The sequence below is a fragment of the Cyanobium sp. Copco_Reservoir_LC18 genome, from assembly GCF_009834675.1.
GTDB lineage: Bacteria > Cyanobacteriota > Cyanobacteriia > PCC-6307 > Cyanobiaceae > Cyanobium > Cyanobium minutissimum.
The window spans coordinates 263,629-280,944 of the sequence record NZ_ASAC01000026.1; the positions used below are offsets into that span (position 1 = coordinate 263,629).

At 72.7% G+C, this 17,316-nt stretch carries 18 protein-coding genes; 12 read left to right on the forward strand and 6 right to left on the reverse strand.

Annotation, left to right across the window (positions count from 1 at the left end; genetic code table 11):
* Positions 1-27 precede the first annotated feature (27 nt).
* Positions 28-702, forward strand: coding sequence for a hypothetical protein (locus L107_RS15745; RefSeq protein WP_236550736.1), 675 nt, complete (start codon positions 28-30; stop codon positions 700-702).
* Here L107_RS15745 and L107_RS15750 read toward each other — a convergent pair.
* The gene (locus tag L107_RS15750; protein WP_159820542.1) at positions 674-1,936 is read right to left on the reverse strand and encodes a serine hydrolase; all 1,263 of its coding nucleotides are present in this window, start codon (positions 1,934-1,936) and stop codon (positions 674-676) included. The two genes, L107_RS15745 and L107_RS15750, sit on opposite strands and share 29 nt — an antisense overlap.
* A gap of 88 nt (positions 1,937-2,024) precedes the next feature.
* On the opposite strand from L107_RS15750, the gene L107_RS15755 reads away from it, so the two are divergent.
* On the forward strand, positions 2,025-2,633 hold the full coding sequence (locus L107_RS15755) for a hypothetical protein (protein ID WP_159820377.1): 609 nt from the start codon (positions 2,025-2,027) through the stop codon (positions 2,631-2,633).
* 45 nt (positions 2,634-2,678) lie between these two features.
* On the opposite strand, the gene L107_RS15760 is transcribed toward L107_RS15755, so the two are convergent.
* Complete coding sequence (locus L107_RS15760) at positions 2,679-3,230, reverse strand: PadR family transcriptional regulator (protein ID WP_159820379.1); 552 nt, start codon at positions 3,228-3,230, stop codon at positions 2,679-2,681.
* Between the two features lie 200 nt (positions 3,231-3,430).
* Here L107_RS15760 and L107_RS15765 point away from each other — a divergent pair, with 200 nt between their 5' ends.
* The 7 genes from L107_RS15765 (at position 3,431) to L107_RS15795 (ending at position 11,478) form a co-directional block, all read left to right on the forward strand.
* Positions 3,431-4,645 carry an efflux RND transporter periplasmic adaptor subunit gene (locus tag L107_RS15765; protein ID WP_159820381.1) on the forward strand — a complete coding sequence of 405 codons (1,215 nt, stop codon included), beginning with the start codon at positions 3,431-3,433 and terminating at the stop codon, positions 4,643-4,645.
* Entirely contained in the window at positions 4,645-7,761 is a 3,117-nt protein-coding gene (locus L107_RS15770) for an efflux RND transporter permease subunit (protein ID WP_159820383.1), read from the forward strand. Before L107_RS15765 ends, L107_RS15770 begins: the two co-directional genes overlap by 1 nt.
* A gap of 24 nt (positions 7,762-7,785) precedes the next feature.
* Positions 7,786-8,841, forward strand: coding sequence for a metallophosphoesterase (locus L107_RS15775; RefSeq protein WP_159820385.1), 1,056 nt, complete (start codon positions 7,786-7,788; stop codon positions 8,839-8,841).
* Positions 8,842-8,896: 55 nt separating this feature from the next.
* Positions 8,897-9,046, forward strand: a complete 150-nt coding sequence (locus L107_RS15780; protein ID WP_159820387.1) for a hypothetical protein — start codon at positions 8,897-8,899, stop codon at positions 9,044-9,046.
* 9 nt (positions 9,047-9,055) lie between these two features.
* The gene (locus L107_RS15785) at positions 9,056-9,865 is read left to right on the forward strand and encodes an META domain-containing protein (RefSeq protein ID WP_159820389.1); all 810 of its coding nucleotides are present in this window, start codon (positions 9,056-9,058) and stop codon (positions 9,863-9,865) included.
* 53 nt (positions 9,866-9,918) lie between these two features.
* Positions 9,919-10,632, forward strand: a complete 714-nt coding sequence (locus L107_RS15790) for a class I SAM-dependent methyltransferase (protein ID WP_159820391.1) — start codon at positions 9,919-9,921, stop codon at positions 10,630-10,632.
* A gap of 135 nt (positions 10,633-10,767) precedes the next feature.
* Complete coding sequence (locus tag L107_RS15795; RefSeq protein WP_159820393.1) at positions 10,768-11,478, forward strand: hypothetical protein; 711 nt, start codon at positions 10,768-10,770, stop codon at positions 11,476-11,478.
* 40 nt (positions 11,479-11,518) lie between these two features.
* Here the strand turns inward: L107_RS15795 and L107_RS15800 are convergent, their stop codons facing one another.
* From L107_RS15800 to L107_RS15815, 4 genes are all read right to left on the reverse strand, one after another.
* Positions 11,519-12,424, reverse strand: a complete 906-nt coding sequence (locus L107_RS15800) for a RimK family alpha-L-glutamate ligase (protein WP_159820395.1) — start codon at positions 12,422-12,424, stop codon at positions 11,519-11,521.
* On the reverse strand, positions 12,403-12,780 hold the full coding sequence (locus L107_RS15805; protein ID WP_159820397.1) for a hypothetical protein: 378 nt from the start codon (positions 12,778-12,780) through the stop codon (positions 12,403-12,405). The genes L107_RS15800 and L107_RS15805 overlap by 22 nt, the downstream gene beginning before the upstream one ends.
* Positions 12,781-12,950: 170 nt before the next feature.
* Positions 12,951-14,054: a magnesium/cobalt transporter CorA gene (corA, locus tag L107_RS15810; RefSeq protein ID WP_159820399.1), complete on the reverse strand. Its 1,104-nt coding sequence runs from the start codon at positions 14,052-14,054 to the stop codon at positions 12,951-12,953.
* Between the two features lie 51 nt (positions 14,055-14,105).
* The gene (locus L107_RS15815) at positions 14,106-15,008 is read right to left on the reverse strand and encodes a prephenate/arogenate dehydrogenase (protein ID WP_159820401.1); all 903 of its coding nucleotides are present in this window, start codon (positions 15,006-15,008) and stop codon (positions 14,106-14,108) included.
* 43 nt (positions 15,009-15,051) lie between these two features.
* On the opposite strand from L107_RS15815, the gene L107_RS15820 reads away from it, so the two are divergent.
* The 3 genes from L107_RS15820 to L107_RS15830 all read left to right on the forward strand — a co-directional run bounded on the left by L107_RS15820 (position 15,052) and on the right by L107_RS15830 (position 17,255).
* Entirely contained in the window at positions 15,052-16,509 is a 1,458-nt protein-coding gene (locus L107_RS15820; protein ID WP_106221694.1) for a helicase, read from the forward strand.
* A 30-nt stretch (positions 16,510-16,539) separates the two neighbouring features.
* Entirely contained in the window at positions 16,540-16,791 is a 252-nt protein-coding gene (locus L107_RS15825) for a DUF2839 domain-containing protein (protein ID WP_159820403.1), read from the forward strand.
* A 98-nt stretch (positions 16,792-16,889) separates the two neighbouring features.
* Positions 16,890-17,255 (forward strand): DUF1815 family protein, encoded by a 366-nt coding sequence (locus L107_RS15830; RefSeq protein ID WP_159820405.1) that lies wholly within the window; start codon positions 16,890-16,892, stop codon positions 17,253-17,255.
* Positions 17,256-17,316: the final 61 nt, after the last annotated feature.

A 17,316-nucleotide genomic window follows, 5' to 3' on the forward strand; every position in this document is an offset into this window, starting at 1 on the left:
CACACTAAACACACCCCAGGCGGTGTCATGGGTCTGCGCTGCAGGAAGGGACTGGGGGTTGCCGGGTGCCGCTCCCTGGCCACGGCCACGGCCGTGGGCCTGGCCGCCGCCCTGGTCCTGGATGCGGCAGCGGCCCAGGCGGCCCCCAACGGCACCTGGCTGTCCCAGCCCCAGATCTGGTACTACGCCTCCCGGCAGTCCCTGAACGGGGTGATGGCCGACATCCGGAGCAGCGACTTCAAGGTGGTGTTCCTCGACGTCCGCAAGGTGTCGGAGGCGATGCAGCGGGAGGCGGCCCAGGCGGCCCGCCGCCAAGGACTGATGCCCGTGGTGTGGGTGCAGTCCCCCCAGTACCGGGGGTTGCGGATCGACGAGCTGGTGGCCGAAGCCCGCCACGGCGACGGGATCCAGGTGGACGACCACTTCTTCGCCCACTACTCCCTGGAGGACTTCTACCTGCTGCGCCAGCTGTACCCCAAACCCATCTTCTGCAGCATCCAGCCGTTCCAGGCCAGCCTGGTGCCCGCGGCGGGCTGCAACCAGCTCGATGTGCAGTGCTACAGCGCCAGACAGTTCCAGCCGTGCCTCAAGCTGGCCGACCGGCTCGGCGCCGTGGTGAGTCTCTCCAGCGAGAACACCCTGAAGTACCGGAGCCAGCTGGGCGAGCGCTCCTTCAACACCTTTCTCTGGCAAGGGCCCTGACGGGCGGGGCGTCCTGCGGTGCCAGATGGGCGCCGATCTCACGGAAGATGCCATCGGCGGCATTGCAGTAGCCCCCGCTGGCATCGAAGGCCTCCTCGTCGAAGGTGACCGCCACCGCGATCGCGATCCTGCGTGACGGCAGGTAGGCCATCACCCCGGCCTGCCCGGAGAACAGCGGGTTCTGTAGCAGCCAGGGGCCCGAGAGGACGATCCCGACCCCGTAGGTATAGAAATCGCCCAGGGTGGCGCAGGTCGCACAGCCCTCGATCGGCCGGCCGAAGCCCCGCAGCGTCGGAGCGATCTGCAGCCGGTGGCTCTGCGGCGACAGCAGCCGTCCCGTGCCGATCGCCTCGGCGGAGGCGGCCATGTCGTGGATGGTGGTGTACTGGATGGCCCCATTGGTGAGCGTCCACGACGGATTCCAGTAGGTCGACTCCTCGTAGAAGCGGGTGCCCGCCGGGATGCCGAGGGCCTGGCGCCGCTCCGACGAGAAGGCGTGCAGCACCGGCGGCGCGATCGCGGGCGTGCCGCCGGGGTCCCGCGTGTTGCGGAGCTTCAGGGGCCCGAAGATCCGCTCCTGCATCAGCACCGGCATCGTTTTCCCCGTGATCCGCTCCAGCGCCAGGCCCAGCAGGAGGTAGTTCGTGTGGGCGTAGTTCCAGCTCGTGCCGGGCTCGTACCAGAGCGTGTTCAGGTTCGCGTAGGCGAGCAGCTCCTGCACGGAGAACTGCCGGAACGGGTTCTCGAGCAGGGTCTTTTCGAACGCGGCATTGCCGATCACGTAGTCGCGGTAGCCGGAGGTCATCCGGGCGAGCTGGCCGAGGGTGACCCGCTCCGCATTCGGGATCTCCGGCAGCCACGTCGCGAGCTTGTCGTCGAGGCTCACCCTGTTCTCGTCGACCAGCTGCAGCAGCAGCGTCGCCACGTAGGAGATGGCGATCGCGCCGTTGCGGACGTGCATGGCCTCGGTGGCGGGCACGCCCGTCATCGACTCGCCCATCGCCTCGGTGACCACCTCCTTGCCGTCGATCGTGACGCGCACGATCACCGCCCTCAGGTGGTCGTCGGCCATGCGCTGACGCACGATCCGCAGGATGCCGGCCGCCTGGGGTGAGGAAGTCGGCGGGGTGGCGTCGTCGCTCCGGGCCTGGACGGGGCCCGCTCCGCCCAGGCATCCCGCCAGGAGGGCAGCCAGAACCCGTCGGCCCCGTGGGGCGAACCAGCGACGACCCACACCGGCCCAGGCAGCAAGGGGCAACGCTACGCGCCCCGGCGCCTGCCGACCCGGAGGATTCGTATCCTTGCCCGGATTCCCAGCCGCCATGTCCAGCCCCCATGGCCCGCGTCGCTGGGCCGCCCCGCTGCTGCTGGCTGGTGCGCTGCTGGCTGGTGTGCGGAGAGGAGCGATCGCTGCGCCGGCGGCGGCCGGCCCGCCGGCCACGCCGCTGACGCTGACCTTTGCCGGTCAGGCCTACCGGCTGCGCTGGTCGTCGCAGCACCAGCACGAGTTCACCCCGGCGGGCCAGGAGGATCTGAACCGCTGGACGGACATGGTCACCATCAACACCTACCCCGGGGTGAGCGATGGCGATGGGCTGGCCGATGTGGCCAACCGGGCCCTCGCCAACTACCGGCACCACGGGGCCACGATCCTTCGCACGGCATCCATTCCCCGCAGCGCCGACCGCCCGGCCGAGCACCTGGTCGTGGCCCTCTTCCCCACCCGCGCCTTCAGCGAGGCCGTGTTCGCCCGCTGGCGCCTGGCGGACGGCCGTGGCACCGCCGTGATCGTCAGCCACCGCCGCTATGGGCCCAAGGCCGGGGACGCCATGGCGGCCTGGCTGAAGGCGAATGGACCTGCCATGGAGCGCCGTCTGATGGCCCTCCAGGAGATTCCTTCCCACCGGGTCCTCGAGCCGGCCAGCCCCTGAGACGGGGCATGGGCGCCGCCGGTCTGGTCCGCCGCTTCGCCGCCGTCAGCCGGCGGGCGCGGGCGGCTGCCCCTCCAGAAAGGCGATCACCTCATCGCACCAGCGGATCCACTCCTGCTCGAACAGGATGCCCCGCCGCAGGGTGAGGTAGCGGTACTGCTCCTGCAGCGGCAGCGCCGGATGGCTGCGGACCAGGGCCTCCTTCTCTTCGTAGGAGGCGAGCTGGCCGGCGTGGACGGCGCGGCGGCGGCGCACCTCCGCCAGCAGCTGGGCGGGGTCGGTGTAGGGGCCACCCAGCACCTTCACCAGCAGGTCCTCGCGGATGGGGGTGGGCTGGGCGGGCTCGGCGGCCCAGTGGCGCAGTTCCTGGCGGCCCGCCTCGGTGATGGCATACACCTTGCGGTCCGGCTTGCCCTGCTGGGGCACCACCTGGCAGCGGACCCAGCCGTTGGCCTCGATCCGGGCCAGCTCCCGGTAGATCTGCTGCTGGCTGGCGGTCCAGTAGCAGGCCATCGTCTCCTCGAACTGCTTGCTGATGTCGTAGCCGCTGGCGTCCTTCTCGCAGAGCACCGTGAGGATCGTGTGCGCCAGGGCCATGGCAGGGAGGGGACGTCACGTCGGCGTGGGAGTTGATCCTGACCCAGCCATCGCCGGGCCCGGTTGACCTGCCCAACAAGTTGTGCATACACTTTGGCGCATACCCAATCTGTTGCATAGCCAAGCCCGTTGCCGGGCCAGGCCTGTCGCCAGGCAACGGCTGTTGCGCCGCAGAAGGGTCCCGCCGCCGCCCTCCCCCCATGGATTCCGCCACTGCGACGCCACCGGCGACGCCGTCAGCGCTGGCCAGCACCCTGCGGCGGATCCGCTGGGGCCGGCCCGCCGCCTGGCGGCCGCCCCTCGCGATCGCCGCGGCCAGCGCCGGGCTCGCCCTGACGGTCGTGGCGGTGTCACGGCGTCCCCGCCCCCCCGCCGCCCGCCCCCTGCCGGTGGCGGTGGTGACCGCCCAGCCCGTCAGCCGGTACCTCACCAGCCGCGATTACACCGGGGAGGTGGTGGCCGGCCGCAGCAGCAGCCTCGGCTTCGAGCTGCCCGGCACCCTTGAGCGGGTGCTGGTGGAGGAGGGGGACCGGGTGGTGGCCGGCCAACCCCTGGCCCACCTCGACCGCCGGCGGCTGCGGGCCCAGCGCCAGCAGTCCATGGCCCAGCGGGACGTCGCGGTGGCCGCCGTGGAGGAGGTGCGTCAGCAGCTGATCCTGGCCGAGCTGCAGCGCGACCGCCGCCGGCGGCTCCATGCCCAGGGCGCCATTTCCCGCGAGGACCTCGACCAGCAGATCCACGGCAGCGCCGCCCTGCGCAGCCGCCTCGTCCAGGCCGAAGCCCAGGTGGACGACGCCGAGGCCCGCCTGCGCCAGATCGATGTCGACCTGGCCCGCAGCGTGCTCGTGGCCCCCTTCGCCGGCACGGTGAGCCGGCGGCAGCTCGATGAGGGCGTGGTGGTGAGCGGCGGCCAGGCCCTGATCACCCTGGTGGAGGCGGCCCCCCTGGAGGTGCGGGTGGGGGTGCCCCCCGACGCCGCCCGGGGCCTGCGGCCGGGGCAGCGCCACCCCGTGCGCGTCGGCGATCGGCGCCTGCAGGCCACCGTCAGCGCCCTGCTGCCGGAGCTCGATGCCGGCAGCCGCACCGCCACGGTGGTGCTGAGGCTGCCGGTCGAGGATCTGCCGGTGGGGGCCACGGCCCGCCTCAGCCTGCGGCGCAGCGAGACGGGCGCCGGCTTCTGGCTGCCCACCACCGCCCTGGTGGCCGCCGAGCGGGGGCTCTGGTCGGTGTACGTGCTGGGCCCCGCCGGCCCCGCGCCGGAGCAGGGCCGCCCGGTGGTCCGGCGCCTGGTGGAGCCCCTGCACAGCGAAGGCGACCGCTCCCTCGTGCGCGGCACCCTGCGCCCCGGCGACCGGGTGATCGCCGCCGGCACCCACCGGGTCGTGCCGGGGGTGCGGGTGCAGGAGGCACCCTGATGTTCGACATCTTTCACCGCAACCGCCAGCTGCAGCTGCTCACCCTGCTGCTGGTGGTGGTCTGGGGGCTGTCGGCCCTGCTCACCCTGCCGCGGCTGGAGGATCCCCTGATCACCCAGCGCAACGCCCTGGTGGTCACCGCCCTGCCGGGGGCCACGCCGGAGCGGGTCGAATCCCTCGTCACCGAACCCCTCGAGGAGGCCCTGCTGGAGCTGGAGGAGGTGGACCACCTCGACTCCACCTCCTCCACCGGCACCTCGGTGATCGCCGTGAGCCTGAAGGAGTCGATCCGCCAGGTGGCGCCGGTGTGGGGCAAGGTGCGCAGCAAGATCGATGACGCCACCCCCGACCTGCCGCCGGAGGCCACGGATCCGGAGTTCCGCGACGGCAACATCGGCGCCAGCGCCCTGATCGTCGGTCTCACCTGGGAGCTCGACACCCCCGCCAACCTGGGCCTGCTGACCCGGCTGGCCGACGACCTGGCCAGCCGGCTGCGATCCCTCCCCGGCACCGACCGGGTGGAGCTCAGCGGCGAACCCGAGGAGGAGATCCGGGTGGAGATCGGCGCCCGGGAGCTGGCCCGGCTCGGCCTCACCCCGGCGGGCCTCTCCGAACGGATCGCCGCCAGCGACGCCAAGGAGGCCGCCGGCCAGGTGCGGGGCGCCCGCAGCGAGCTGCTGCTGGAGGTGGACGGCGCCCTCGACTCCCTGGAGCGCATCCGCGCCGTCCCGCTGCGCAGCGGCAACGACGGCGCCGGCGCCCGCCTGGGGCAGGTGGCCGCCGTCAGCCGCGGGGTGCGCCAGCCCGCCTCCCGCCTGGCCCTGGTGGGGGGCCGTCCCGCCGTGGTGGTGTCGGCCACGGTGTCCTCCGGCTCCCGGGTGGACCTCTGGGCCCGCCAGGCCCGTGCCCAGCTCGAGGCGGTGCGCGCCACCCTGCCCGAGGGCCTGGGGCTGCACACCGTGCTCGACCAGAGCCGCTACGTCCAGGAGCGGCTTGATGGCGTGATCGGCAACCTGGTCACCGGCTCGCTGCTGGTGGTGGCCGTGTCGGTGCTGATGCTCGGCGGCCGGGCGGCCCTGGTGGTGGGGGCGGCCCTGCCCCTGTCGGCCCTGATGGTGTTCGGCTGGATGCGGGTGCTGGCGGTGCCCCTGCACCAGATGTCGGCCACCGGCCTGGTGATCGCCCTGGGGCTGCTGATCGACAACGCCATCGTGGTGGTGGATGAGGTGCAGCAGCGGCTGCGCACCGGCGACAGCCCCTCCGCGGCGGTGCGCCACACGGTGCGGTACCTGCTGGTGCCCTTGCTGGCCTCCACCCTCACCACCGTGCTGGCCTTCGTGCCCATCGCCACCTCACCGGGGGCCACCGGGGAGTTCATCGGCACCATCGGGCTCACCGTGATCCTGGCCCTGGCCAGCTCCCTGTTCCTCTCCCTCACCGTGATCCCGGCCCTCACCGCCCGGCTGCAGCCCTGGCAGCCCCTGGGGCCTGGCGTGCGCTGGTGGGAGCAGGGCCTCTCCCCGGCGCTTCTGGCCCAGCCCTACCGCCGCTCCCTGCTCCAGACCCTGCGCCATCCCGCGCCGGGGGTGGCCCTCTGCCTGGTGCTGCCGCTGCTGGGGTTTCTGGCCTTCGGCAGCCTCGAGCAGCAGTTCTTCCCGCCCACCAACCGCGACCAGTTCCAGATCGAGCTGCGGCTGCCCCAGCAGAGCGGCCTGGGGCGCACCGAGGCCCTGGCGATGGCCGTGCGGCAGCGGATCCGTCAGGACCCCCACGTCGATGACGTGCACTGGTTTCTGGGCGAGAGCGCGCCGGCCTTCTTCTACAACGTGATCGCCTCCGAGGAGAACGCCTCCCACTACGCCCAGGGTCTGGTGCAGCTGCGGGGGGCCGACGGGGTGCGGACGACGATCCGCTCCCTCCAGCAGGCGCTGGATGGGGAGTTCCCCGAAGCCCGGATCCTGGTGAAGCAACTGGAGCAGGGGCCCCCCTTCGAGGCGCCGATCGAGCTGCGGCTGGAGGGGGCCGACCTGGAGCAGCTGCGCCGCACCGGCGACGAGCTGCGCCGCCACCTGGCCCAGCTGGAGCCCGTGACCCACACCGCCGCCAGCCTGAGCGAGGCCGTGCCCCGTCTGGCCCTGGTGGTGGACGAGGAGCAGGCCCGGCGCAGCGGCCTCGACAACCGCGCCATCGCCCGCCAGCTCCAGGGGGGCCTGGAGGGCAGCGTCGGCGGCTCGATCCTGGAGGGGGTCACCACCGTGCCGGTGCGGGTGCGGGTGGCCGAGCCCCAGCGCAGCGATCTGGCGCAGGTGGCCTCCCTGGATCTGGTGGCACCCGGCAGCGCGGCACCGATCCCCCTGGGGGCCCTGGCCGGGCTTCGGCTCGAGCCGGAGCTGGCCGCGATCGAGCGGCGCGACGGCCAGCGCGTCAACACCGTGCAGGCCTTCCTGGCGGCGGGGGCGCTGCCGGAATCGGTGCTGCAGGACCTGCGCCGCCAGCTGGAGCGGGAGGGCTGGCAGCTGCCGGCCGGGGTGAGCCTGGCCTACGGCGGCGAGGCCGATGCCCGCGGCGAGGCGGTCGGAAACCTGCTCTCCACGGTGGGGGTGCTGGCGATCCTGATGACCGCCACCCTGGTGCTCTCCTTCCGCTCCTTCCGGATGGCCGCCCTGATCGCCTCGGTGGCGCTGCTGTCGGTGGGGCTGGCGGCCCTGGCCCTGAGGCTGAGCGGATCGCCCTTCGGCTTCACCGCCATCCTCGGCACCCTCGGGCTGATCGGGCTGGCGGTGAACGACTCGATCGTGGTGCTCACCGCCATCCGCTCCGATCCGCTGGCCCGCAGCGGCGATCCGGCCGCCACCGCCGCGGTGGTGGAGCACGCCACCCGCCATGTGCTCGCCACCACGATCACCACCGTGGTCGGCTTCCTGCCCCTGATGCTCGATCCCTCCGGTTTCTGGCCGCCGCTGGCGATCGCCGTGTCCGGCGGCCTGGTGGGGGCCACGGCCCTGGCCCTCTACTACGTGCCGGCCGCCCACGGTCTGCTGGCGCGGGCCCGGCGGGCGCCCTCGGGGACCCTGGCGACGGCTGCCGGCGCCTGGCCCGCTGAGGGTCCATCCTGAGCATCGGATCGCCCCGTTGCCCCCATGCCGCCGACCCTGGGTCGTCGCCAGCTGCTCACGCTCTCCGGCCTGGCCGTGGGGGCGGGCCTCTGGCAGGCGAGCCGGCCAGCCCGGGCCCTCGCCGAGGGCCTGGCCCCGGCCGGCGGCCTGGTGGCCCCGCCCCGCGGCGGCACCCGCCTGGTGCTGATCAGCGACCTCAACGCCGCCTACGGCTCCACCACCTACATCGCCGAGGTGCACCGGGGCGTGGCCCTGATCCCCTCGCTGCGCCCGGATCTGGTGATCTGCGCCGGGGACATGGTGGCGGGCCAGAAGGCGGGGCTGGGGCGGGAGCGGCTGGCCGCCATGTGGGCGGGCTTCGATCGCAGCGTTCTGGGCCCGCTGCGCCGCGCCGGCCTGCCGTTCGCCCCGGCCATGGGCAACCACGACGCCTCCGGCGCCCGCTCCGGCGGCCGCTTCCTGTTCGAGGACGATCGAGCCGAAGCGTCCCGCTTCTGGCGGGCGCGCCGCGACGCCCTGGGACTGACGTTCGTGGACACGGGCGATTTCCCCTTCCACTACGCCATCCGCCAGAAGGAGGCCTTCGTGCTGGTGTGGGACGCCTCCACCGCCCAGGTGCCGGCGGAGCAGCTGCGCTGGGCGGAGCGGGTTCTGGCGGGTCCCGCCGCCCGCTCCGCCGGCCGGCGCCTGGTGGTGGGGCACCTGCCGCTGCGGGCCGTGAGCCAGGGCCGCGACCGGCCCGGGGAGGTGCTGGCCCAGCCGGCGGCCCTGCAGCAGCTGCTGGAGCGGCACGGGGTGGAGGCCTACGTGAGCGGCCATCAGCACGCCTATTTCCCCGCCCGGCTGGGGCGGCTGGATCTGTTCCACCTCGGGGCCATGGGCAGCGGCCCCCGCCGGCTGCTGGGCCAGACCGCCAACCCCTTCCAGACCCTCACGGTGCTGGATCTGGTCGGCAGCCCGCCCCGACTGGTGGACACCAGCGTCGATCTGCGCACCCTGCGGCCCATCGACCCGCAGCGGCTGCCCCGCTCCCTCAGCGATGCCGCCGGCCGGGTGCTGCCGCGACGGACACGAACCTGAGCCGGCGGGGCCAGCGCCGGCGGATCTATCGTCGCCGCGATCGCAGGCCGACGACATGAAGCTCCCGGAAGGCTGGCGGATCTACGCCCTGGTCATTGGTCTGAACGTGCTGGCCCTGTCGTTCTGGTGGCTCGACCGTGACGTGGCGCCCCACCCCACCGCCGGCGGCATGGGCGCCTGGATCGCCGCCCGCCTCGGATCCTGAGCCCCCGTGATGACGATGCAAGCGAACGTGCAGCGCCGCCCCCACGCCCTGCTGGCGGGCATCTCGGCTCTGGTGCTTCTGCCGGCGGCGCCCCAGGCCGCGGCCCTGGCCTCCACCACGTCCGCCGCCCGGCTGGAGAACACCGCCTGGGTGGTGGAGCGGCTGGGGGAGCGCCCGCCCCTGGGGGGCACCAGCCTCACGCTTCGCTTCGAGAACGGCCGGGTGGCGGGCAGCGACGGCTGCAACCGCTATGGCGCCCCCGTCAGCGTGCGGGGAACCACCCTGCAGGTGTCGGCCCGGGGCATGAGCACCAAGATGGCCTGCCCGCCGGCGGTGATGCAGCAGGCGGAGGCCTTCCAGACGGCCCTGCGGAACAGCCGGGGCTTCCGCCTCGGTGGCGAGCGCCTGCGCCTCCTCGCCGCCGACGGCCGGCCCCTGGTGGTGCTGGTGCCCCAGGCACAGCAGCTGGCGGGCAGCAGCTGGCGGGTGGCCGGCTTCAACAACGGCCGCCAGGCCCTGGTGAGCCCGATCCTGGGCACCTCCCTGTCGCTGCGCCTCGTGAACGGCAACCAGCTGGCCGGCTCGGCGGGCTGCAACCGCTACACCGCGCCGGTGCGGCTGGAGGGCAGCCGCCTGCGCATCGGCACTCCGGTGGCGACCCGCCGCCGCTGTCCGGGCGCCGGGGTGATGGAGCAGGAGCGGCAGTTCCTGGCCGCCCTGCCCACGGCCGTCAGCCTGCGGCTGGAGGGCGATTCCCTTGAACTGCGCCGCGCCGACGGTGCCATCGCCCTGAGTCTGCGCCGCGTTCCGGGGCCCTGAGCGGGCCCGATCCCTTCCGGCGGCTAGCGTCTGCAGCGCGTTGGTGACCGGCCATGGATCTGCCGAGGGTGGTGTTCTTCGGACGCACCGGGGCCGACGCCCTGGCCTTCTTCAACCTCGATCTGGCGGCCTGGCGCGGCCAGCGGGTCCTGGACTGCCCCGGCGGTCCCGGCTCCTTCACCGCCCTGGCCCGGGCCGCCGGGGTGGAGAGCGTGGCGGCGGACCCCCTCTACGACCTGTCGATGGCGGAGCTGGAACAGCGCTGCCGCGACGACGTCGCCTTCACCATGGAGCGCCTGGCCCGGAGTGCCTCGGTACGGCCGGACTTCGACCTGTCCCGGTTCCGCCAGGGAAAGATGCAGGCCCTGGAGGCCTTCCTGGCCGACCGGCGCGACCACCCGGAGGCCTACCGGGCGGCGGCGCTGCCCTCCCTTCCCTTCGAGGCGGCCAGCTTCGACCTGGTGCTCTGCGGCCACCTGCTCTTCTGCTACGCGCCGATCGCCGACGGCGGGCTCAGCGAACAACCCGACTTCGACCTCGACTGGCATCGCCGCGCCCTGGCCGAACTGCTGCGGGTGAGCCGGCGGGAGGTGCGCCTCTACCCGGCCCACACGATCGAGCGGCGCCCCCGGGTCCATCCCTGGGTGGAACCCCTGCTGGCCTCCCTGCCCCCTGGCTGGCAGGGCCAGCTGGAGGACACCGCCTACGACGAGGGCTTCGAAGGGGAGACCCCGATGCTGCGGTTGCGCCGTGGGGATGCCGGCTGAGCGGGATCGTCAGATCACGACTTCAACACATTAAACAGTTATTATTGATACAAAAGCCGGGGAATGTAACAGAGCGTGGCTGCATTCCAGTGCTGGAGACACACTGAAAAAACATTGCACCCGGAGTGAATCCCCATGACGTATCTGACCTGGAGGCGGGAGCTGGTGCGCTCCGCCATCGATCAGATGCTGGAGGCCACCGATCCCGACCGCGGCCCCTTCGGGGATGGGGGTGTTCTGTTCAACGCCATGATGCAGGAGCTGACCCGGAGCCTGCCGGCCCTGGAGATCGTGGCCGCCGCCGACGACATCCTCACCGCCCATCGGGGGTTCTGCGAGGGCCGCAGCTGCGAGGTGGCCCAGGCCCTCAAGGTGTGTCTGTCGATGCCGGCGGAGAAGCAGGGCCTCGAGCGCCGTCTGGTGCTCGATCGCGAGCGGGTGGAGCAGAACGCCCTCGGCCATGACGCCAACCTGCTGCTGGTCTGGGATGGGCGCCGCGGCAGCGCCATCGAGGAGCTGGGCGCCGCCGGCCTGAGTGAGCGCTTCCCCTGCCAGGGCAGCGAGGCCCGCTGGAACACCGACGAGTTCGTGGCCCTGCTGGAGGCCCGTGCCCTGCAGTGCCGCCGCACCCGGGTGGCCCTGGAGATCGTCGCGGAGGATCCCGCCACCACCCCTTCGGCCGGCACCGTGGTGCTGGTGTTCCCCGCTGACGCCGGCACCCGTCCCTGGGTGGCCACCGTGGCCGTGGCCCTGCGCTCCGAGGAGCTGCCCGAGAGCGAACCCCCCACCCTCGACGGCTACCAGGCCATGCGGGTGCTGGCGGGGCCGAGCAGGACCTCGGCGTAACGGTCGAAGGCCCCCCCCTCGGCCAGGAACAGGCGCGGGATCACCAGTTCGCATTCCAGCAGCACAGGTCCCCCGCCCCATCGCGGATGCCGTCGATGCGGGCGTAGGGCAGCACCCCGAAGCGCCGGCGCAGGCGCTCCCCGATCGCCTCGGCCCAGCGCCGCTCCGCCGCACTCGCCTGCCGCAGGGTGTTGGTGCCGCCGAAGCGTTCGTGGGCGATCCAGCCGCCGGCCGCCACGGTCTTGGCCACCGCGTGGGAGAAACGGCCGCCGAGCATCACGGCACTGAACTCCCCCTCCCGGCAGACCGCGCTCAGAAACGGCTGCAGGCACACCTCCCCGTCCCGGGTGAGTGCGGCCAGCCAGCCATCGACCGCCCCGGCCGCCACCGGCTGGCGGCCATCGGCCGCGGTGATCGTCAGGCGGGTACCCTCCCGACGCACCCGGTAGGTGTGCCAGCTCTTCGAGCCGATCGCCGGCTTGAGCACCGCCTCCTGCCAGCCGCCGTCCTCCAGGAGCTCCGCCAGGGATCCGCACCAGCCCCGCGGCAGCCAGCGGCTGGGGATCAGGGCCACCCCCTCCCGGGCGAGCCGGGGCAGGTAGTCGTTCTTGGCATGGCCGGCCTCGATCACCGGCAGGGGGTTGGCCAGGGGCACCCCGAGGCTGCCGAGCTGCTGCGCCAGGGCCCGGATCCGGGGCAGGAAATCGGGGTATCGGTGGCTGCCGCGGCAGTCGCGCACCGTGACCAGATCGAAGCGGCCCCAGTCATCGCCGCCAGTGGCACGTGGCCCGGCCGCCGCCCGCTCGCACGCCGCCAGCGGGGGCAGGGGCACCAGCTCACTGGCGATGCCGCGACGGGCGAGACGGGCCCGCAGCGCCGGCGTCTCGTCGTGGATCCGCCCCAGGTGCAGCAGGGCGATCCGCTTCAGGTGGGCAGGATCCCCCACTCCCGCTTGACCTGCACGCTGGTGATCTCCCAGGCCTCCTCGGCCGCCACCACCGACCCGCGGGGCTCCTCGGGCGTCAGGCCGCGCCGGGCGAACTCGTTCTGCAGCAGCAGCTGGAACAGCACGCTCTGGGACACCAGAGCGCGCAGCCGATCCTCACCGCCCACCCGCGCCATCAGCACCGGATGGCCCTCGCAGTCCCGCAGGGCCCGCAGCTGCTGCTGCAGCCAGACCCGCTCGTACTGCAGCATCGCATCGCTGCAGCGGGACAGGTTCTCCCGGTAGCAGCCGGCATGGCATTGGATGGCCCCTTCCGACAGGCCGGCCGCCGTGCCGGCCTCCCTCAGGAGCTGCATGGCATCACTCAGGAAACTCACGCGCGTTCAACGCATTCCGACCCAGGCTAGAAACGTCGTCGCCCGCTGCCCACGGAGGGCCTGAAGCGGCAATGATCCGTAGCGGGGAGAAAGAAAAGCCAAAAACTGTGGCTTTAGCTACATCACCACGGCAGGGGCGAGCGGGGCCCTCAGAGCCACTGCTTGCGGCGGAAGTAGAGATACAGGGAGACGCTGATCACGATCATCACCGCCCACACCAAGTAATAGCCTCCACGCCATTCCAGCTCGGGCATCTCCTTGAAGTTCATCCCATAGACCCCGGCGATGAAGGTGAGGGGGATGAAGATCGTGGAGATGATCGTCAGCACCTTCATCACCTCGTTCATCCGATGGCTGAGGGTGGAGAGGTAGGTGTCGTGCATGCCCCCGAGAATGTCGCGGTGGGTCTCGACCAGATCGATGATCTGGATGCAGTGGTCGTAGAGATCACGCCAGAACACCCGGCTCTCGGCCGTCAGCAGGGGCGATTCGCTCTTGACGATCATGGCCACCTCCTCCCGGATCGGCCAGACGGCCTTGCGCAGGCTGAGGATGGACCGTTTGAGGCCATGGATCTCCTTGATGTCGCCGGGGTGGGGATCCTCCAGCAGCCGGTCGTCCACTTCTTCGATGGTGTCGCCCATGCGCTCGACCGCCAGGAAGTAATGGTCGACGACGGCATCGAGGAGGGAGTAGGCGAGGTAGTCGGCCTTCATCCTGCGGATCCGGCCGCCGGCGGAGCGGATCCGCTCACGCACCCCGTCAAAGACATCGCCATCGTCCTCGAGGAAGGAGATCACGAAGTGGTCGCCGAGGATCACGCTGACATGCTCGATGTCGATGGTCTGGGTGTCTTCGTTGAAGGCGATCATCTTCAGCACCATGAAGACGTACCCAGGAAACTCCTCCACCTTGGGGCGCTGGGTGGTGTTGGCGATGTCTTCCAGCGTCATCGGATGCAGGCCGAAGCGCGCGCCGAGCCGCTCCACCAGGGCAACGTCATGGACGCCGCTGACGTTCATCCAGGTGATGCTGCCCGCCGCCACCGCCTCGGCGCAGCCGTGGACCGAGGCGTCGCGATGCTCTGAACACCCCTCGGCGTCGTAGTGAATGACATCGATCTGGACCCTGGCCAGGCGCTGCTCGCCCACGAACTCCACGGTGCCCGGGGGGGAGCCCGGCCGGATCCGGCGGCTGCGGATACCGCCGGCGCCGCGGTTGCGCTTGGACGGTCGCGATGGCCTGGTCTTCATCGCCGGGCCCGTAGGCATCCATGGGCCAAGGAGCCTATCGGCATCCCCCGGTCAGAGGAAGTCGGGCCGCAGCTGTTGACTGCGCGCCAGCGACTGCTCCAGAGCGCTCCAGTCCTCCGCCCGCACCATCGCCTCGAGGTCGGCCAGGGAGCGCCGGTAGTGCCCCAGGGCCTCCAGCAGCGCCGTGCGGTTGGCCTGGGCCATCAGCCTGCCCAGCTCCGGGTTGCCGCCGCCGACCCGGGTCGTGTCGGCGAAGCCACTGGAGGCCAGGGCCCGCACCAGCCCGGCCCCGACCTCCGGCGCCCCGCCGGCCTCGCCGCCGCCGGCCTCGGCCGCCTGCAGCAGGGCCGCCCCCACCAGCACCGGCAGATGGGAGATCAGGGCCACGGCCCGGTCGTGGGCCTCGGCGTCGCAGCACAGCCAGCGGGCCCCGAGGGCCTCCGCCAGCTCGCGCACCGCCCCCAGCGCCGCCGGGTCCGTGTTTGGCGCCGGGGTCGCCACCCAGGGCCGTCCCCGGAACAGCCCCCGCTCCCCCGCCTCCACCCCGGCGTGGGCCGTGCCCGCCATCGGATGGGAGGCCACGAACCGGGACGGGGCCGGGCCATCGCCGGCCGCCTGCAGCAGCTGCTGCCAGCGGCGCAGCACCGGCCCCTTCACCGAGCCCACATCGGTGACCACCGCCGCGGCCGGCAGGGCCGCCAGCAGGGCGGGCTCGGGATCCAGCAGCCGGTCGAGGGGCAGGGCCAGCAGCACCAGTCCGCAGCCCTCGAGCACGGCCGGATCGATGCTCACCGCACTGGCCAGCCCCCGCTCCCTGGCCCGCTCAGCGGTGGCCGGCCGGTGCACCAGGGCCCGCACCTGGGCACCCGCCGCCAGCAGATCGAGCCCCAGGGAGCCGCCGATCAGCCCCAGGCCCACCACCCCCACCGGTTCGCGCTGCCAGAGGGGTGTCATCGTCGCTGCGGATCGGCTGGGGCCAGCTTCCTACGATCCGGCGATGTTGGAAGCCCGCGCCCACCAGCACCTCAAGGCTCTCCTGCAGCGGGAGGGGGTGGAACGCTGGCCCCATCACCTCACCCTCAGCCGGCTGGTGGCCCGCAGCCTGCGCCGGGCCGACCACACCCTGGTGCGCCTGGCCCCCGGCACCGCCCCCAGCTGGTGGATCAGCCTGCTGGTGCCCCTGGCCCTCAGCGACGTTCCCCTGGCCCTGGTGGTGACCCCGGCCCTGCGCCAGCGGCTGCTGCGGGTGGAGTGGCCCCGGCTGCGCAGCGTGGGCCTGGAGCTGGCCTGCTGGGAAGGTCCCGGGGCCCCCGCCGGCACGCCGCTGTGGCTGCTCGACCACCGCGAGCTGGTGGCGGCCTGGCGCTGCGGCGAGCTGGGGGAACGGCAACTGGTGATCCCCGAGGCCGAGACGCTGGAGACCGCCCTGCGCGAGGCCCTGGAGGTGGAGCTGGAGCCCCGCCACTGGGACCAGCTGCGCCGCGTCCAGCCCAGCGCCGAAGCCTGCCTGCTGGGTCTGCATGAACGGCTCAGCCGCCGGGTGCTCGCCCATCCCCGCTCCCCCCAGCGGCTGGTGGCCCTGGCCGACGATGACGAGGCCCCCCTGCGCCATCTGCTGCGGCTGCTGGAGCCCCTGCCGGAGCCCTGGCCGAGCTGGCTGCGCGCCGGGGCGGGCTGGAGCAGCTGGGCCCGGGTGGATCCCTCCCTGCTGCAGTGGAACCTGCTGCGCCAACCCCTCGAACCCCTGGGGGAACTGGCCGGCCTGCTGGTGGGACGGGGGGCGGTGCTGATCGGCGAGCTGGCCACCGGCCGGGCGGCGGAGGGCCAGCCCGCCTCCGGCGCCGCCCTGGGGCTGAAGCCCGCGGTGGTGCTCGATCTGGCCGATCCGCCCCTGTCCGACCCCCTGCCCCTCTACGCCCCCCTGCGCCAGCCCCTGCCCAACAGTCCCCAGTACGCCGAGCACCTGCTGGAGCAGGGCCGGCGGCTGGTGCTGGGCCAGAGCGGCCTGTCGGTGGTGCTGATCGACGATCCGGCCCTGTGCCTGGGCCTGGCCAGCGGCCTGGCCGCCGAGTTCGGCAGCCGGGTGTGCCACCAGAACCTGGCCCCGGAGAGCAACGGGGTGGTGTGCTGCAGCTGGGAGTGGTGGCTGGAGCACCAGCCGCGCCTGCCCCTGCCCTGCCAGGTGGTGGTGGGCCTGCTGCCGATCGCCAGCCTGGAGGATCCGCTCACGGCGGCCCGGGTCGGGGTGCTGCGCCAGCAGGGCCGTGACTGGTTCCGGGAACTGCTGCTGCCGGAGGCCCTCAACCGGCTGCAGCGGGGCGTGGCGGGGCTGCGCCGCAGCGGTGGCCGGCTGGCGGTGCTGGATGGGCGCCTGCGGGGCCGCAGCTGGGGGCGGCTGGTGTTCACCGCCCTGGAGCCCTGGGTGGCCCTGACCCGGTTGCGGCCCGACTCCTAGCCTGCCCCCAGAGTTGCGACCGAATCTCCGATGGGGGAAGCCAAACGCCGGGCCGAACAGGGTCTGCCGCCCCGCGACAAGCCACGCGCCAGCAAGGCCAAGCCCGTGGACACCTCGCCCCGCATCGCCCCCTGGCTGCCCCTGACCCGCAACCAGGCCTCCCGCTTCGTGGCCATCACCACAAAGGGGGCCTGGATCGGCATCGGTGCCCTGGCCCTGTTCTGGGTGACCGTGCGCTTCATCGGCCCGGCGGCGGGCTGGTGGACCCTGGCCGACGGCTGAGCACGGCCGCCGCGTGCGGGTCTCCCCACAGGCGCCGCAGCGCCTGGCAAGAATCGGAAGAAATCCTTATGATCTGCGGATCGTGATGGGAACGACCCATGTTTCTCCGGCTGGCCGAGCAGTACCGCTCGGCCGTTGAGGATCTGATCCTGAGCCTCCAGGCCCTGGCAGTGTCCCTGCGGAAACAGGGCCACGTGGCCACCTGCTACACCTGCGGCGACGGCCGCGACGGCCATGGCGCCTCCTTCGTCGCCGACCTGGGCGACAACCACATGGTGCGGCTGCTGGTATCCGATTTCGGCATCAGCTGGGTGGAGTCCCGCCACGGCCAGGAGCTGGTGAAGCTCGAGGGCGCCGACGCCATCCAGGAACTCCAGCGGGTGGTGCTGGTGCTGCAGCCCACGGCCGAGTCGGCTGCGGCGAGCACCAGGACTTCCGGAGCGGCTCTGCCGGCCCAGTCCTGATCCCGGAGCCCCCTGAGCCAGGCGCCCAGGGGGCCGGGGGGGCCGGGCTCAGGGGGGCCTG

Excerpts from the sequence above, each read along its gene's own strand:
- L107_RS15795 (WP_159820393.1), top strand. The coding sequence starts at position 10,768 with ATGACGTATCTGACCTGGAGGCGGGAGCTGGTGCGCTCCGCCATCGAT.
- L107_RS15820 (WP_106221694.1), top strand. The coding sequence starts at position 15,052 with ATGTTGGAAGCCCGCGCCCACCAGCACCTCAAGGCTCTCCTGCAGCGG.
- L107_RS15790 (WP_159820391.1), top strand. The coding sequence starts at position 9,919 with ATGGATCTGCCGAGGGTGGTGTTCTTCGGACGCACCGGGGCCGACGCC.
- corA (WP_159820399.1), bottom strand. The coding sequence starts at position 14,054 with ATGAAGACCAGGCCATCGCGACCGTCCAAGCGCAACCGCGGCGCCGGC.
- L107_RS15760 (WP_159820379.1), bottom strand. The coding sequence starts at position 3,230 with ATGGCCCTGGCGCACACGATCCTCACGGTGCTCTGCGAGAAGGACGCC.
- L107_RS15765 (WP_159820381.1), top strand. The coding sequence starts at position 3,431 with ATGGATTCCGCCACTGCGACGCCACCGGCGACGCCGTCAGCGCTGGCC.
- L107_RS15825 (WP_159820403.1), top strand. The coding sequence starts at position 16,540 with ATGGGGGAAGCCAAACGCCGGGCCGAACAGGGTCTGCCGCCCCGCGAC.
- L107_RS15830 (WP_159820405.1), top strand. The coding sequence starts at position 16,890 with ATGTTTCTCCGGCTGGCCGAGCAGTACCGCTCGGCCGTTGAGGATCTG.
- L107_RS15770 (WP_159820383.1), top strand. The coding sequence starts at position 4,645 with ATGTTCGACATCTTTCACCGCAACCGCCAGCTGCAGCTGCTCACCCTG.
- L107_RS15815 (WP_159820401.1), bottom strand. The coding sequence starts at position 15,008 with ATGACACCCCTCTGGCAGCGCGAACCGGTGGGGGTGGTGGGCCTGGGG.
- L107_RS15745 (WP_236550736.1), top strand. The coding sequence starts at position 28 with ATGGGTCTGCGCTGCAGGAAGGGACTGGGGGTTGCCGGGTGCCGCTCC.
- L107_RS15755 (WP_159820377.1), top strand. The coding sequence starts at position 2,025 with ATGTCCAGCCCCCATGGCCCGCGTCGCTGGGCCGCCCCGCTGCTGCTG.
- L107_RS15785 (WP_159820389.1), top strand. The coding sequence starts at position 9,056 with ATGACGATGCAAGCGAACGTGCAGCGCCGCCCCCACGCCCTGCTGGCG.
- L107_RS15805 (WP_159820397.1), bottom strand. The coding sequence starts at position 12,780 with ATGCAGCTCCTGAGGGAGGCCGGCACGGCGGCCGGCCTGTCGGAAGGG.
- L107_RS15780 (WP_159820387.1), top strand. The coding sequence starts at position 8,897 with ATGAAGCTCCCGGAAGGCTGGCGGATCTACGCCCTGGTCATTGGTCTG.
- L107_RS15775 (WP_159820385.1), top strand. The coding sequence starts at position 7,786 with ATGCCGCCGACCCTGGGTCGTCGCCAGCTGCTCACGCTCTCCGGCCTG.